This window comes from Aquincola tertiaricarbonis (assembly GCF_023573145.1).
Taxonomy (GTDB): domain Bacteria; phylum Pseudomonadota; class Gammaproteobacteria; order Burkholderiales; family Burkholderiaceae_C; genus Aquincola; species Aquincola tertiaricarbonis_B.
In genome coordinates this window covers 2,479,541-2,492,611 of sequence record NZ_CP097636.1, presented here as the reverse complement: position 1 = coordinate 2,492,611, position 13,071 = coordinate 2,479,541, and the positions used below count along the sequence as shown (strand labels likewise).

The 13,071-nt window shown below is 68.8% G+C and carries 12 protein-coding genes; 3 read left to right on the top strand and 9 right to left on the bottom strand.

Features of this window, described 5'->3' with window-relative positions:
* Nucleotide 1: 1 nt before the first annotated feature.
* Together MW290_RS25840 and MW290_RS25835 are read right to left on the bottom strand one after the other, a co-directional pair.
* Nucleotides 2-3,178: a response regulator gene (locus tag MW290_RS25840; protein WP_250197207.1), complete on the bottom strand. Its 3,177-nt coding sequence runs from the start codon at nt 3,176-3,178 to the stop codon at nt 2-4.
* A gap of 21 nt (nt 3,179-3,199) precedes the next feature.
* Nucleotides 3,200-5,266 (bottom strand): sodium-translocating pyrophosphatase, encoded by a 2,067-nt coding sequence (locus MW290_RS25835; protein ID WP_250197206.1) that lies wholly within the window; start codon nt 5,264-5,266, stop codon nt 3,200-3,202.
* 222 nt (nt 5,267-5,488) lie between these two features.
* Between MW290_RS25835 and ppa the strand changes: the two genes are divergently transcribed.
* A complete protein-coding gene (gene ppa / locus MW290_RS25830) occupies nt 5,489-6,025 on the top strand; it encodes an inorganic diphosphatase (protein WP_250197205.1) in 537 nt (178 codons plus the stop codon).
* On the opposite strand, the gene MW290_RS25825 is transcribed toward ppa, so the two are convergent.
* The gene (locus tag MW290_RS25825; RefSeq protein ID WP_250197204.1) at nt 6,022-7,221 is read right to left on the bottom strand and encodes a GNAT family N-acetyltransferase; all 1,200 of its coding nucleotides are present in this window, start codon (nt 7,219-7,221) and stop codon (nt 6,022-6,024) included. The two genes, ppa and MW290_RS25825, sit on opposite strands and share 4 nt — an antisense overlap.
* 133 nt (nt 7,222-7,354) lie before the next feature.
* Between MW290_RS25825 and MW290_RS25820 the strand changes: the two genes are divergently transcribed.
* Nucleotides 7,355-7,693 carry a P-II family nitrogen regulator gene (locus MW290_RS25820; RefSeq protein WP_046112213.1) on the top strand — a complete coding sequence of 113 codons (339 nt, stop codon included), beginning with the start codon at nt 7,355-7,357 and terminating at the stop codon, nt 7,691-7,693.
* Here MW290_RS25820 and MW290_RS25815 read toward each other — a convergent pair.
* Genes MW290_RS25815 through MW290_RS25790 form a run of 6 tightly spaced genes read right to left on the bottom strand, consistent with a single transcriptional unit; the run spans nt 7,690 to nt 10,973 of the window.
* Nucleotides 7,690-8,271 carry an LOG family protein gene (locus MW290_RS25815; RefSeq protein WP_250197203.1) on the bottom strand — a complete coding sequence of 194 codons (582 nt, stop codon included), beginning with the start codon at nt 8,269-8,271 and terminating at the stop codon, nt 7,690-7,692. The genes MW290_RS25820 and MW290_RS25815 overlap by 4 nt on opposite strands.
* 2 nt (nt 8,272-8,273) lie before the next feature.
* Nucleotides 8,274-8,663, bottom strand: a complete 390-nt coding sequence (locus MW290_RS25810; protein ID WP_250197202.1) for a diacylglycerol kinase — start codon at nt 8,661-8,663, stop codon at nt 8,274-8,276.
* The gene (locus MW290_RS25805; protein WP_250197201.1) at nt 8,660-9,190 is read right to left on the bottom strand and encodes an RDD family protein; all 531 of its coding nucleotides are present in this window, start codon (nt 9,188-9,190) and stop codon (nt 8,660-8,662) included. The genes MW290_RS25810 and MW290_RS25805 overlap by 4 nt, the downstream gene beginning before the upstream one ends.
* Nucleotides 9,191-9,196: 6 nt before the next feature.
* Nucleotides 9,197-9,955: a DUF3106 domain-containing protein gene (locus MW290_RS25800; protein ID WP_250197200.1), complete on the bottom strand. Its 759-nt coding sequence runs from the start codon at nt 9,953-9,955 to the stop codon at nt 9,197-9,199.
* Complete coding sequence (locus MW290_RS25795) at nt 9,952-10,401, bottom strand: DUF3619 family protein (protein WP_250197199.1); 450 nt, start codon at nt 10,399-10,401, stop codon at nt 9,952-9,954. The genes MW290_RS25800 and MW290_RS25795 overlap by 4 nt, the downstream gene beginning before the upstream one ends.
* The gene (locus tag MW290_RS25790; RefSeq protein WP_250197198.1) at nt 10,398-10,973 is read right to left on the bottom strand and encodes an RNA polymerase sigma factor; all 576 of its coding nucleotides are present in this window, start codon (nt 10,971-10,973) and stop codon (nt 10,398-10,400) included. Before MW290_RS25790 ends, MW290_RS25795 begins: the two co-directional genes overlap by 4 nt.
* A 239-nt stretch (nt 10,974-11,212) precedes the next feature.
* Between MW290_RS25790 and MW290_RS25785 the strand changes: the two genes are divergently transcribed.
* The gene (locus tag MW290_RS25785; protein ID WP_250197197.1) at nt 11,213-12,991 is read left to right on the top strand and encodes an acetolactate synthase 3 catalytic subunit; all 1,779 of its coding nucleotides are present in this window, start codon (nt 11,213-11,215) and stop codon (nt 12,989-12,991) included.
* Nucleotides 12,992-13,071: the final 80 nt, after the last annotated feature.

The following is a 13,071-nucleotide window of genomic DNA, read 5'->3' as shown; positions in this document are numbered from 1 at the left end:
CTCACTTGGGCATCCAGACGCGGCACAGCGACACCAGCTTGTCCACGTCGATGGGCTTGGCGATGTAGTCGTTGGCACCGGCCGCCAGGCAACGCTCGCGGTCGTCGGCCATCGCCTTGGCGGTGAGCGCGATCACCGGCAGGCTGGCCCATTCGGCGCGCTCGCGGATGTGCTGCAGCGCCGTCAGGCCGTCCATCTCCGGCATCATGATGTCCATCAGCACCAGGTCGATCTGCGCGCTGTCCGACTCCAGCTTCTGCAGCGCCTCCTTGCCGTTGCGGGCGATGACGAGCTTGGCGCCCAGCGGCTCGAACACGCTGGACAGCGCGAAGATGTTGCGCACGTCGTCCTCGGCCAGCAGGATGCGGCGGCCGTCCAGCACCGCGTCTCGCTGACGCGCCTGGCGCAGCAGCTGGCGCTGGTTGGCGGGCAGGGTGGCCTCCACGCTGTGCAGGAACAGGGTCACTTCGTCGAGCAGACGTTCCGGCGAGCGCGCGCCCTTGACGATGATGGACCGCGAATGCTTGCGCAGCCGCTGCTCTTCATCGCGGCTCAGTTCGCGGCCGGTGTAGACGATGACGGGCGGGAAGGCGTAGTCCTCGGTTGCTGCAATCCGTTCCAGCAGGTCGTAACCGGTGCCGTCGGGCAGGGTCAGGTCCATCACCATGCAATCGAAGGTCGAGCGGCCCAGCTGCGCCAGTGCATCGGCGATCGTTCCCACGGCCGTGATCTCCACACCTTCGCCGCCCAGGAGCAGTTGCAGGTGGCTGCGCAATCCTTCGTCATCCTCAACAATCAGCAACCTGCGTACCTGCTGTTGCATCCGTTTCTGAAGGGCATCCAGCGCACCGGCCAGGCCTTCGCGATCGACCGGCTTTTGCAGGTAGCCCACCGCGCCCAGTTCACGCGCCGTCTGCACATGCGGATGGGCCGAGACAACGTGCACGGGGATGTGGCGGGTATCGGGGTCGCGCTTCAGGCGTTCCAGCACCGTCAGGCCCGACTGGTCGGGCAGGCCCACGTCCAGCAAGATGCCGTTGGGCCGCAGCTCGCGCGCCAGCTGCAGCGCCTCTTCACCGTTGGACGCGATCTCGCAGTCGAAGCCCAGGTCGGTGGCCAGCTCGCACAGGATCCTGGCGAAGGTGGCGTCGTCCTCCACCGCCAGCACCAGGCGGCCGGTGTGGCGGCGCGGTGCGCTGGCGCGGGGCGTCGCGGGCGGCGGCGCCGGGGCGGGCAAGGGTGCGGCCTGCTGCGGGGAACGTGCGGGGGCTGGCGCCGGCGCCTGGGGGGCGGGCGCGGCGGCCTGCGGGGCGGGTGCCGCCGGCACTTCCTGCGGGGTGACTTCTTCGGTCAGCGTCACCGGCACTTCCAGCGTGAAGGTGCTGCCCACGCCGGGCTCGCTGTCCACCGCGATGTCGCCGCCCAGCCGGCGGGCCAGCTCGCGCGAGATCGACAGGCCCAGACCGGTGCCGCCGAAGCGCCGGCTGGTGCTGCCGTCGGCCTGGCGGAAGGCCTCGAAGATCACCTCCTGCTGCGACTTCGGAATGCCGATGCCGGTGTCCTGCACCGCAAAGGCGATGCGGCCGGCGTCGCCGCCGTCGGCATCCCCGCCCCCCTCGGGGTTGGCCACCGGCATCGCGCGCAGCGTCACCTGGCCGTGCTCGGTGAACTTCAGCGCGTTGGCCATCAGGTTCTTCAGCACCTGCTGCAGGCGCTGGCCGTCGGTGTGCAGGCGGGCGGGCAGGCCATGCTCGGCCACCACCTGCAGGGTCACGCCCTTCTGCGCGGCCAGCGGCTCGAAGGTGCTGCGCAGCCGCGCCAGCAGCTCGTCCAGGCGCAGCGGGGCCAGCGTCAGGTCGGCCTTGCCGGCCTCGATCTTCGACAGGTCCAGCACGTCGTTGATCAGCGCCAGCAGGTCGTTGTTGGCGGCATGGATGGTCTGCGCGTACTTCACCTGCTCGGGCGTCAGCGTGCCCTCGCGGTTGTCGGCCAGCAGGCGCGAAAGGATCAGCGCGCTGTTGAGCGGCGTGCGCAGCTCGTGCGACATGTTGGCCAGGAATTCCGACTTGTAGCGGCTGGCCTCCTTAAGCTGGTCGGCCTGCGCGCGCAGCGCGGACTGGGCCTGCACCAGGTGCTGCTTCTGCCGCTCGAGCGAGGCCTTCTGCTCCGACAGCTCCAGGTTGGTGTGCTCCAGCTCCACCTGCTGGGTTTCCAGCCGCGCCTGCGATTCGGTGAGCACGCGGCTCTGTTCCTCCAGCTCCTCGTTGGCCACGCGCAGCTCTTCCTGCTGGGCCTGCAGCTCCTCGCTCTGGCGCTGGGTTTCTTCCAACAGCGCGAGCAGTCGTTCGCGGTACAGCGCGCTGCGCATGGCCACGCCCACCGATGCGCCCACCTCGCGCAGCAGCACGCGCTTGCGGGCCATGCGGGCTTCGCCCAGCTGGGCGGCGCTGGCGGTGAAGCCCACCTCCAGCACGCCGCACACCTGGCCGTCGGCGCGCAGCGGCGCGATCAGCAGCTGAGCCGAGGGGCTGCGGCCCAGGCCGCTGGCGATGGGCAGGTGGTCGGCAGGCACGTCCTGCAGGTGCCGCACTTCGCCGCTGGTGGCCACTTCGCCCAGCAGGCCGTCGGGCAGCTGCCAACGCTCAGCGGTGGTGGCGGGTTCGAAGCCGTGGCCGCCGCAGCGCACCAGGGTCTGGCCTTCGAGCCGGTAGAGCACGCCCACCGGCGCGTGGGTGAACTCGCACAGCGCGCGCATCGCCCGCTGGCCGATCTGCTCGGGCGTCAGCTCGCCCAGCAGCGCCTGGGCAACCGCGCTTTCACCCTGCTGCTGCCACAGCACGTCGCCCACCTGGCGGCGCATCTTCAGCGCCTGCATCACCGTGAAGGCGATGGTCCACACCGCCGCGATGCCGATGCCACGGTTGACGTGCGCAAACCCGCTGGCGGCCAGGTTGCCGCCCGAGTAGTAGTAGCCCACGATGATGAGCACCGTGGATACCGCCGCCTGCACCAGCGGCACCCACAGGCGGTGCTGCAGCAGCGTCAGCGCCATCGGGATCATGTACATCGCCCACTCGGCATAGCCGAGCGGCGTCTGCACGTCCACCAGGAAGATCAGCGCGGGGATCGCCGCGAGCAGGAAGGTGACGAGAAGGGCACGCGGCTGGGTGTACTGCATCAGCCCATTCTAGGAAGGCCGTCAGCCGACGAGGCCGGGCGGGATCAGCGGCACGATCAGCAGCGCCACGATGTTGATGATCTTGATCAGCGGGTTGACCGCCGGGCCCGCGGTGTCCTTGTAGGGGTCGCCCACGGTGTCGCCGGTGACCGCGGCCTTGTGCGCCTCGCTGCCCTTGCCGCCGTGGTGGCCGTCCTCGATGTACTTCTTGGCGTTGTCCCAGGCGCCGCCGCCGGTACACATGCTGATGGCCACGAAGAGCCCGGTGACGATGGTGCCCATCAGCAGCCCGCCCAGCGCGGCCGGCCCCAGCAGCAGCCCCACCAGGATGGGCACCACCACCGGCAGCAGGCTGGGCACCACCATCTCCTTGATGGCGGCGCTGGTCAGCATGTCCACCGCCTGGCCGTACTGCGGCTTGCCGGTGCCTTCCATGATGCCGGGGATCTCCTTGAACTGGCGGCGCACTTCCACCACCACGCTGCCGGCGGCGCGGCCCACGGCTTCCATCGCCATTGCGCCGAACAGGTAGGGAATCAGCCCGCCGATGAACAGGCCCACGATCACCATGTGGTTGCTCAGGTCGAAGCTCACCTGCATGCCGCGCGCTTCCAGCGCATGGGTGTAGTCGGCGAACAGCACCAGCGCGGCCAGGCCGGCCGAGCCGATGGCATAGCCCTTGGTCACGGCCTTGGTGGTGTTGCCCACCGCGTCCAGTGGGTCGGTGACGGCGCGCACGCTGTCGGGCAGCTCGCTCATCTCGGCGATGCCGCCGGCGTTGTCGGTGATGGGGCCGTAGGCGTCCAGCGCCACCACGATGCCGGCCATGCTGAGCATGGAGGTGGCCGCCACCGCGATGCCGTACAGCCCGGCCAGCGCGTAGGCCACCAGGATGGCGATGCACACGAAGATCACCGGCCAGGCGGTGGAGCGCATCGACACGCCCAGGCCCGCGATGATGTTGGTGCCGTGGCCGGTGGTGCTGGCCTGGGCCACGTGCTGCACCGGCTTGTACTGGGTGCCGGTGTAGTACTCGGTCACCCACACCAGCAGGGCGGTGAGCACCAGCCCTACCACGCAGGTGCCGAAGAGGCGCAGGTGGGTATTTGGGCCCAGCGCATCGGCCGGCATCACCGCGCCGGTGACGAACCAGAAGGCCGCCAGCGACAGCAGGCCGGCCACGATCAGCCCCTTGTACAGCGCCGGCATCACGTTCTTCATGCCCGGGCTGGCCTTGACGAACAAGCAGCCGATGATGGAGGCGATGATGGACACGCCGCCCAGCACCAGCGGATACAGCACCGCGGCCATCGGGGCAGCGGTCACCATCAGCGCGCCCAGTGCCATGGTGGCGATCAGCGTGACCGCATAGGTCTCGAACAGGTCGGCCGCCATGCCGGCGCAGTCGCCCACGTTGTCGCCCACGTTGTCGGCGATCACCGCCGGGTTGCGCGGGTCGTCCTCGGGGATGCCGGCTTCCACCTTGCCCACCAGGTCGGCGCCCACGTCGGCGCCCTTGGTGAAGATGCCGCCGCCCAGCCGCGCGAAGATGGAGATGAGCGATGAGCCGAAGGCCAGCCCCAGCATGGGCTTGAGCGCCGCCGACAGCGCCTTGCCGTCGGTGGTCGAGGCATGGCCCGCGACGAACCAGAAGAACAGGCTCACGCCCAGCAGCCCCAGGCCCACCACCAGCATGCCGGTGATGGCGCCGCCCTTGAAGGCCACGTCCAGCGCCGGCCCGATGCCACGGGTGGCCGCCTGCGCGGTGCGCACGTTGGCGCGCACCGAGACGTTCATGCCGATGAAGCCGCAGGCGCCCGAGAGCACCGCGCCCACCACGAAGCCGATGGCGGTGGTGAGGTCGAGGAACACGCCCATCAGGATGGCGAGCACGACGCCGACGATGGCGATGGTGCGGTACTGCCGCGCCAGGTAGGCCGCCGCACCTTGCTGGATGGCGGCCGCGATCTCCTGCATGCGCGCGTTGCCCGCGTCCTGCCGCAGGATCCAGCTTCGCTGCACGAAGCCATAGACGACGGCGGCCAGGCCGCAGGCCAGCGCTGCATACAGCGCCATCTGATTCGACATCGGTTCTCTCCTCTTCCAGTGGGTCACTTGGTGCGGATCGAGTGCCAGTCTTGTCTTGTCACGCCCGCCGGGTGGGGCGGTGGCTGGCGGTGCCGGACCATGCTACGGGATGGTCATGCGCGCTTTGCATGGTGTTTTCCTTGTGGTGGCGCACCCTGTCAGGGCGATGAAAAACACGGCCCATAGAATCGCGCACCTCCCTTCCAAGCCCGAGCAAACAGCATGAGCCTCGAAAAAGTCAGCCCCGGCAAGAACGCCCCCGAGCAGTTCAACGTGATCATCGAGATCCCGATGAACGCGGACCCGATCAAGTACGAAGTGGACAAGGACAGCGGCGCGCTGTTCGTCGACCGCTTCATGACCACCGCGATGCACTACCCGTGCAACTACGGCTACGTGCCGCAGACGCTGTCGGACGACGGCGACCCGGTGGACGTGCTGGTCATCACCCCGTTCCCGCTGTCGCCCGGCGTGGTGGTCACCTGCCGCCCGATCGGCGTGCTGAAGATGGAAGACGAGGCCGGCGGCGACGCCAAGCTGCTGGCGGTGCCGATCGACAAGATCCTGCCGATCTACACCCACTGGCAAAAGCCCGAAGACATCAACCAGATGCGCCTGAAGGCCATCCAGCACTTCTTCGAGCACTACAAGGACCTGGAAGTCGGCAAGTGGGTCAAGGTGCAGGGCTGGGAAGGCCCCGAAGCCGCCAAGGAAGAGATCCGCTCGGGCATCGAGGCCTACAAGAAGGCCCAGGCCTAAGCAGTACCGGGGGCGGGCCTGAAGGGGTTGCGCTCCTTCAGCTCGTCCACATAGGCGCCGATGCCGGCGCCTTCCTGCGCCAGGAAGTCGGCCACCGCCGATGCAAAGCGCGGATCGGCCAGCCAGTGCGCTGATGCCGTCTTCACCGGCAGCAGGCCGCGGGCCATCTTGTGCTCGCCCTGCGCTCCGCCCTCGAAGCGCTGGTAGCCCTGCGCGATGCACCAGGCCAGCGGCTGGTAGTAGCAGGCCTCGAAGTGCAGGCAGGGCACGTACGCGGTGCTGCCCCAGTAGCGGCCGTAAGCCACCCGGCGCTGCGGATCAAGTGCGATCAGCGACGCCCCGATGCGCTCGCGCTGCGCACCTTCGCCACGCCAGGCCACGAACATCAGCCAGTGCTGCGGCAGGTGCCGCGCCATCTCGGCGAAAAACGCGCGCTTGAGGTACGGCTTGGAGTGGTGCGCCTGGTAGGTGAGGGTGTAGCAGCGGTGGAAGAAGTCCCACAGATCGTCGTCGATCTCGCTGCCCTGGTGCACGCTGAAGCTCACGCCCGCCTCCTGCACCTTGCGCCGCTCCTGCTGGATCTTCTTGCGCTTCTCTCGCTGCAGGCTGGCCAGGAAGTCCTCGAAGCTGCCCCACGGCTGGCCGGCCGGCGCCGACCAGTGGAACTGCACGCCTTCACGCATCAGCCAGCCGGCGCGCTCGAAGGCGGCGCGGTCAGCCTCGTCGATGAACAGCAGGTGCGCCGACGACAGCTGCGCCTGGCGCGCAAAGGCGCCGATGGCCTGCACCAGCAACGTGCGCGTGGCTTCGTCGGTGGCCAGCAGCCGCGTGCCGGGCACCGGCGTGAAGGGCACCGCGCCCAGCAGCTTGGGGTAGTAGGCCAGGCCATGGCGCTCATAGGCGTCGGCCCAGGCCCAGTCGAAGACGTATTCGCCGTACGAGTGGCTCTTCAGGTACAGCGGGCAGGCGCCGCGCAACTGCCCGTCCTGCTCCACCGTCAGGAAGGCGGGCGACCAGCCGGTCGCGCCCACGGCGCTGCCCGAGCGGTGCAGCGCCAGCAGGTATTCATGCCGCAGGAAGGGCGTGGGCGAGGGCTGGGCCGCCAGCAAGGCGTTCCAGGCCTCGGCATCGAGGGCGGCGGGATCTTCGTGCACCCGGATCACCGGGTCGGAGTTGGGCAGTGGGTGCGCTTTCACCCCGTGATCATCGCCCGAGCCATGCGTTGGCCAAGGTGACCCGGCGCATGGCCGGGACGCTCTCACGCCATCCCCAAGGCCGGGGGCTTCCGTGCTTAAATCAATGCAATTTGACGCATTTCCGGAGCCCGCCATGAAACAGATCACCGCCGTCATCAAGCCCTTCAAGCTGGAAGAAGTGCGAGAGGCGTTGGCCGAGGTCGGCGTGTCGGGCCTGACCGTGGTCGAGGTCAAGGGCTTCGGCCGCCAGAAGGGCCATACCGAGCTCTACCGCGGTGCCGAGTACGTGGTCGACTTCCTGCCGAAGGTGAAGGTGGAAGTGGTGGTCAAGGACGACGATGTCGACCGCTGCATCGAGGCCATCGTCAAGGCCGCCAAGACCGGCAAGATCGGCGACGGCAAGATCTTCGTCTCGCCGATCGACCAGGTGGTGCGCATCCGCACCGGCGAGACGGACGAGTCAGCTATTTAAGCGTTGGCGTAGTCGTCCGGGCCGGTCGCCCGGGCGGCCGCCTGTTGCAGCCGCTGCAGCAGGCGTGGCGCGTCGGTGTCCACCATCAGCGCTTCGAACTGCGCGCCGGACATCAGGCCGCGCTGGTGGCTCACCCGCGTGAACTCGAGCAGCGCGTCGTAGAAGCCGTCCACGTTGAGCAGTGCCACCGGCTTGTCGTGGTAGCCCAGCTGCTGCCACGACCACATCTCGTACAGCTCTTCCAGCGTGCCGATGCCGCCGGGCAGCGCCAGGAAGGCGTCGGCCGCTTCGGCCATCGCCAGCTTGCGCTCGTGCATGGTGTCCACCACCTGCAGCTCGGTGATGCCGCGGTGGCCCACCTCACGGTCCATCAGCGCCTGCGGAATCACGCCCAGCACCGTGCCACCGGCCGCCAGCGTGGCATCGGCCACCGCACCCATCAGGCCCACCTTGCCGCCGCCGTAGACCAGCCGGCCGCCGCTGCGGGCGATCAGCTCGCCCACCTGCCGGGCGGCCTGCATGAACAGCGGCGAATCACCCGTGCGCGAACCGCAATACACGCACACCGACCAGGCCATCGTCACCCTCCTGCAAAGCGGTGCCAGAGTGCAGCCGCCCAGATGCCACCGCACAGCACCAGGGCCATCAACACCGCTGCGCTGCCGATGTCCTTGGCGCGCTTGGACAGTTCATGCCGCTCCAGCGAGACGCGGTCGACGACCGCCTCCACCGCCGAGTTGAGCAGCTCCACGATCATCACCAGCAGCACGCTGCCGGCCAGCAGCGCCACTTCCACCCAGTTGCCGCCCAGCCAGAAGGCCGCCGGCACCAGGAAGACGGCCAGCCAGGTTTCCTGGCGGAAGGCGCTTTCGCCGGTGTAGGCCGCGCGCAGGCCGTCGGCCGAATGGCCGGCGGCGTGCACGATGCGGTCGAGCCCGGTGCGGCCCTTGAACGGGGGCGGTGGGGTCATGCCGCCGCCGGGCGGCGGGGCCGCACCGGTCGCCAGGTCACGAGCTGGGTGCCGCACACCACGTCATGCAGGAACTGCCGCCGCGGATGCAGCCGCGCCAGCGCCGCGTAGGTGAACACGCCTGCCACCAGCAGCGCGCTGATGGCACCCAGGCTGTGCAGGCCGGCCAACCAGGCGGTGGCGGTGGCGGGCAGAAACCAGATCCAGGACAGCAGCGAGCGTGCCAGCGCCCGGCCTTGCGACAGCGGCTGCCCATCGGCGCGCAGCACGCGCACGTGCCAGGCCCGCATGGCCACCGTCTGGCCACCATGCGACCAGAACCAGACGAAGTACATCGTCAGCACCAGGAAGAGGAAGGCCATCAGGCCGTGGCGCCCCTCCAGCGCATTGCGCTGCTGGGTGAGGGCGCTGTAGAGGTAGCCGGCGATCATCACGACGCCGAACAACAGCACGCCTTCGTACAGGAAGCAGGCCAGCCGGCGCCAGATGCCCGGGATGTCGAACTGCGCAGAACCCTCGGCCGTCATGGAGCGTCAGGGTTCCTCGGACGCCGAAGCAGCGGCCGGCTTGCGCGGCGCGGCGGCAGCGCCCTGGGCGCCGCGCTTGGGCAGCAGCGTGGTGGCGTCGACGAAGGCGGGCGTGGCCGCGATCTTGGGCACGCCGGCCTGCTGGTGCAGCGGCGGCTTGGCAGCAGGGCGCGACAACAGCGTGGTGGTGGCGCCTGGACCGGTCTGCACCACCGTGGGCGCCACCGGGCGCACCGGCGTGGGCGCGCTGGGCGTGCGCACGATGTTGGACTTGCTGCCGTCGTTGTTGACGGGCGAGGCCGACTTGACCAGCGTGTCGCGGTCGTTGCGCGGCGGGCGGGCACGTTCGGCCAGCTTGCGTTTTTCGTCGTCGGGCAGCGCCTGGTAGCTGTCCCAGCGGGCCTTGCGCTCGTCAGGCGGCAGCTGGCGCGCTTCCTGGAAGTTGACGCGGGCCTGGCCGCGCTCTTTGGGCGACAGGCGCGCCCACTCGGCCATGCGTTCCTGCATCAGCGTGCGCTCGGCCGCCGGCATGTTGGGGAAGCGCGCGGCAATTTCCAGCCACTTTTCCTGCCGGCGCGGTTCCAGCGCCGACCATTCACGCTCCAGCGGCGCCAGCGCGCTGCGCTGGGCGGGCGTGAGCTGCTTCCAGCTGACGCCGCCGCTGGCCGGCTGCGCGCCCGCCACGCCACCGGCGCACAGCAGCGCCAGCAGCAGGCTGCGGGCAGCGGCGGCCAGGCCACCGCAGGACGTGGCGGCTCGCGTCATTCGGTGGGCGACTTGAGGAATTCGACGAAGCCGGGGTCGCTGTAGGCGTCGGGCGGCACGCTGTCGGTCAGCAGGGCGGAGTCGATCTCGGCCGCAGCCTCGACCTGCGAGCGGTCCTGCCAGTCGTGGATCAGCAGCAGGCCGCCGGCCAGCACCAGCACCGGCAGCGCCGAGCCCAGCCGCAGCCACCAACTGGCGCCCGGGCGCCCGCCGCGGCCCAGCCGCAGCGTGGCCGCACCGCCGTGGCCCATGGCCACCACCGGCTCGGCCACCTGGGCGGCCTGGCGCACCACGCGGGCACGCTGCAGCGCCTGCTCACGCGCAAAGCGCAGGCGGGTCTCGATGTCGGGCGGTGTGGCCTCGGCCGCTTCGCTCAACCGTGCGGCCACGCGGCGCGCAAAGCGGTCTTGTAACGAATCGGCGGCCAGCAGTGTGGTGTTCGTCATGGTGCGATTCCCTTGGAGCGAAGCGCCTTGGCCAGTGCATGCACTGCCCGGGAGCAGTGCGTTTTCACACTGCCCTCTGAGCAACCCATCACGGAGGCGGTTTCTGCAACGTCCAGTTCCTCCCAGTAACGAAGGAGGAAGGCCTCTCGTTGACGCGCCGGCAGCTCGCCGACGTGTGAATCGATGATTTGCAGGATCTGCGACCGTGAGACGCTTTCGGCAGCACTTTCCGCGCCCAGCGCGCCGTCGGCGCTTTCCAGCGCTTCCAGCAGGTCGAAGTCGCCGCCGCCAGCGTCGTCCTCAGACGATTCGAAGGACGAGAGGTTCCGCACCACCGCATTGCGCACCTTCTGGCGGCGGAACCAGTCCATCGTGGCGTTGGACAGGATGCGCGGGAACACCAGCGGCAGCTCTTCGGCCGGCCGGTCGGCGTACTTCTCGGCCAGTCGGATCATCGAGTCCTGCACGATGTCGAGCGCCGCATCGTCGTCACGCACCGCATACACGGTGCGCTTGAAGGCGCGCTTCTCGACGCTTTTCAGGAAGTCGGAAAGTTCTTTGTCGGTGGCCAAGGCGTAGGGGGCGGCGGCTTGCCCCTTGTGCGAGGCGGCGGGATTATGGCACCGGGTCCTGGTCGTCTATCCCCTGAAGGTGGCAAGAGTGATGCCATAATCCTCGGCTCAGCACATCTTGCCGGGGTGCACGCCGATCTGGCGCGCTTCCCGGGCAGCACAGGCTCCACATCCGCCTCACAAGGGCGCGAAGAGGGGCACCGATGGTTTTTCGTCAGAGAAATTCGCAAAGGTCAGTCATGGACATCTCCCCCGCCGAAATCAAGCGCGCCGCCTCGGCGCAGCCCACTCCCCCCGCCGCCGCAGCCGACCCCAACGGGTCCGAGATCCTCGTTCGCTGCCTGCAGGCCGAGGGCGTCAAGTATCTCTGGGGCTATCCCGGCGGTGCCGTCCTCTATATCTACGATGCGCTGTACAAGCAAGAGACCATCGAGCACGTGCTCGTGCGCCACGAGCAGGCTGCGGTGCATGCCGCCGACGGTTATGCGCGCGCCACCGGCGACGTGGGCGTGGCCCTGGTCACCTCGGGCCCCGGCGTCACCAATGCCATCACCGGCATCGCCACGGCGTACATGGACTCCATCCCGATGGTGATCATCACCGGGCAGGTGCCCACGCCGGCCATCGGTCTGGACGCCTTCCAGGAATGCGACACCGTCGGCATCACCCGGCCCATCGTCAAGCACAACTTCCTGGTCAAGGACGTGCGCGACCTGGCCGCCACGCTCAAGAAGGCCTTCCACATCGCGCGCACCGGCCGGCCCGGCCCGGTGGTGGTCGACATCCCCAAGGACGTCTCGCTCAACACCGCGCCCTTCGTCTACCCCGACAAGGTGGAGATGCGCTCGTACAACCCGGTGCGCAAGGGCCACGGCGGCCAGATCCGCAAGGCGGTGCAGTTGCTGCTGCAGGCCAAGCGGCCCTACATCTACACCGGCGGCGGCGTGATCCTGGGCAATGCCTCGGCCGAGCTGCGCGAGCTCACCGCGCTGCTCGGTGCGCCCGTCACCAACACGCTGATGGGCCTGGGTGCCTCGGCCGCCAGCGACCCGCAGTTCCTGGGCATGCTGGGCATGCACGGCACCTACGAAGCCAACATGACCATGCAGAACTGCGACGTTCTGCTGGCCGTGGGCGCTCGCTTCGACGACCGCGTGATCGGCAACCCCAAGCACTTCGCCTCGGTCGAGCGCAAGATCATCCACGTCGACATCGACCCCTCGTCGATCTCCAAGCGCGTGCGGGTGGACATCCCCATCGTCGGCGACGTGAAGGACGTGCTGATCGAGCTGATCGCGCAGATCCGCGAGGCGCAGAGCAAGCCCGACAACGCGGCGCTGGCCGGCTGGTGGAGCCAGATCAACGAATGGCGCAAGCGCGAGTGCCTGCGCTACAAGCCCAGCACCGAGGTCATCAAGCCGCAGTACGTGATCGAGACGCTGTGCGAGCTCACGCGCGACCGCGACACCTACATCACGTCCGACGTCGGCCAGCACCAGATGTGGGCCGCGCAGTACTTCCGCTTCGAGCAGCCGCGCCGCTGGATCAACTCCGGCGGCCTGGGCACGATGGGCGTGGGCCTGCCGTACGCGATGGGCATCAAGCTGGCCAAGCCTGACAGCGACGTGTTCTGCGTCACCGGTGAAGGCTCGATCCAGATGTGCATCCAGGAGCTGTCGACCTGCCTGCAGTACAAGACGCCGGTCAAGATCCTGTCGCTGAACAACCGCTACCTGGGCATGGTGCGCCAGTGGCAGCAGCTGGACTACGGCGGCCGCTACTCGCACAGCTACATGGACGCGCTGCCCGACTTCGTGAAGCTGGCCGAGGCCTACGGCCACGTCGGCCTGAAGATCGAGCGGCCGGGCGACGTGGAAGGCGCGCTGCGCGAAGCGATGAAGCTGAAGGACCGCACCGTCTTCCTCGACATCCGCACCGACCCCACCGAAAACGTCTGGCCGATGGTGCAGGCCGGCAAGGGCATCAGCGAGATGCTGCTGGGCTCGGAAGACCTGTGATCCCCTGAGAGCCGCTGACAGCCCGGTGAGGGCGGCTGGCGTTACCGCGCCACCGCAGCCACCGGGCGACAGCGGCGATC

Bases quoted from the DNA above. Each gene is read 5' to 3' on its own strand.
- ppa (WP_250197205.1), top strand. From the start codon at position 5,489: ATGAGCCTCGAAAAAGTCAGCCCCGGCAAGAACGCCCCCGAGCAGTTC.
- MW290_RS25840 (WP_250197207.1), bottom strand. From the start codon at position 3,178: ATGCAGTACACCCAGCCGCGTGCCCTTCTCGTCACCTTCCTGCTCGCG.
- MW290_RS25785 (WP_250197197.1), top strand. From the start codon at position 11,213: ATGGACATCTCCCCCGCCGAAATCAAGCGCGCCGCCTCGGCGCAGCCC.
- MW290_RS25805 (WP_250197201.1), bottom strand. From the start codon at position 9,190: ATGACGGCCGAGGGTTCTGCGCAGTTCGACATCCCGGGCATCTGGCGC.
- MW290_RS25815 (WP_250197203.1), bottom strand. From the start codon at position 8,271: ATGGCCTGGTCGGTGTGCGTGTATTGCGGTTCGCGCACGGGTGATTCG.
- MW290_RS25795 (WP_250197199.1), bottom strand. From the start codon at position 10,401: ATGACGAACACCACACTGCTGGCCGCCGATTCGTTACAAGACCGCTTT.
- MW290_RS25810 (WP_250197202.1), bottom strand. From the start codon at position 8,663: ATGACCCCACCGCCCCCGTTCAAGGGCCGCACCGGGCTCGACCGCATC.
- MW290_RS25835 (WP_250197206.1), bottom strand. From the start codon at position 5,266: ATGTCGAATCAGATGGCGCTGTATGCAGCGCTGGCCTGCGGCCTGGCC.
- MW290_RS25800 (WP_250197200.1), bottom strand. From the start codon at position 9,955: ATGACGCGAGCCGCCACGTCCTGCGGTGGCCTGGCCGCCGCTGCCCGC.
- MW290_RS25820 (WP_046112213.1), top strand. From the start codon at position 7,355: ATGAAACAGATCACCGCCGTCATCAAGCCCTTCAAGCTGGAAGAAGTG.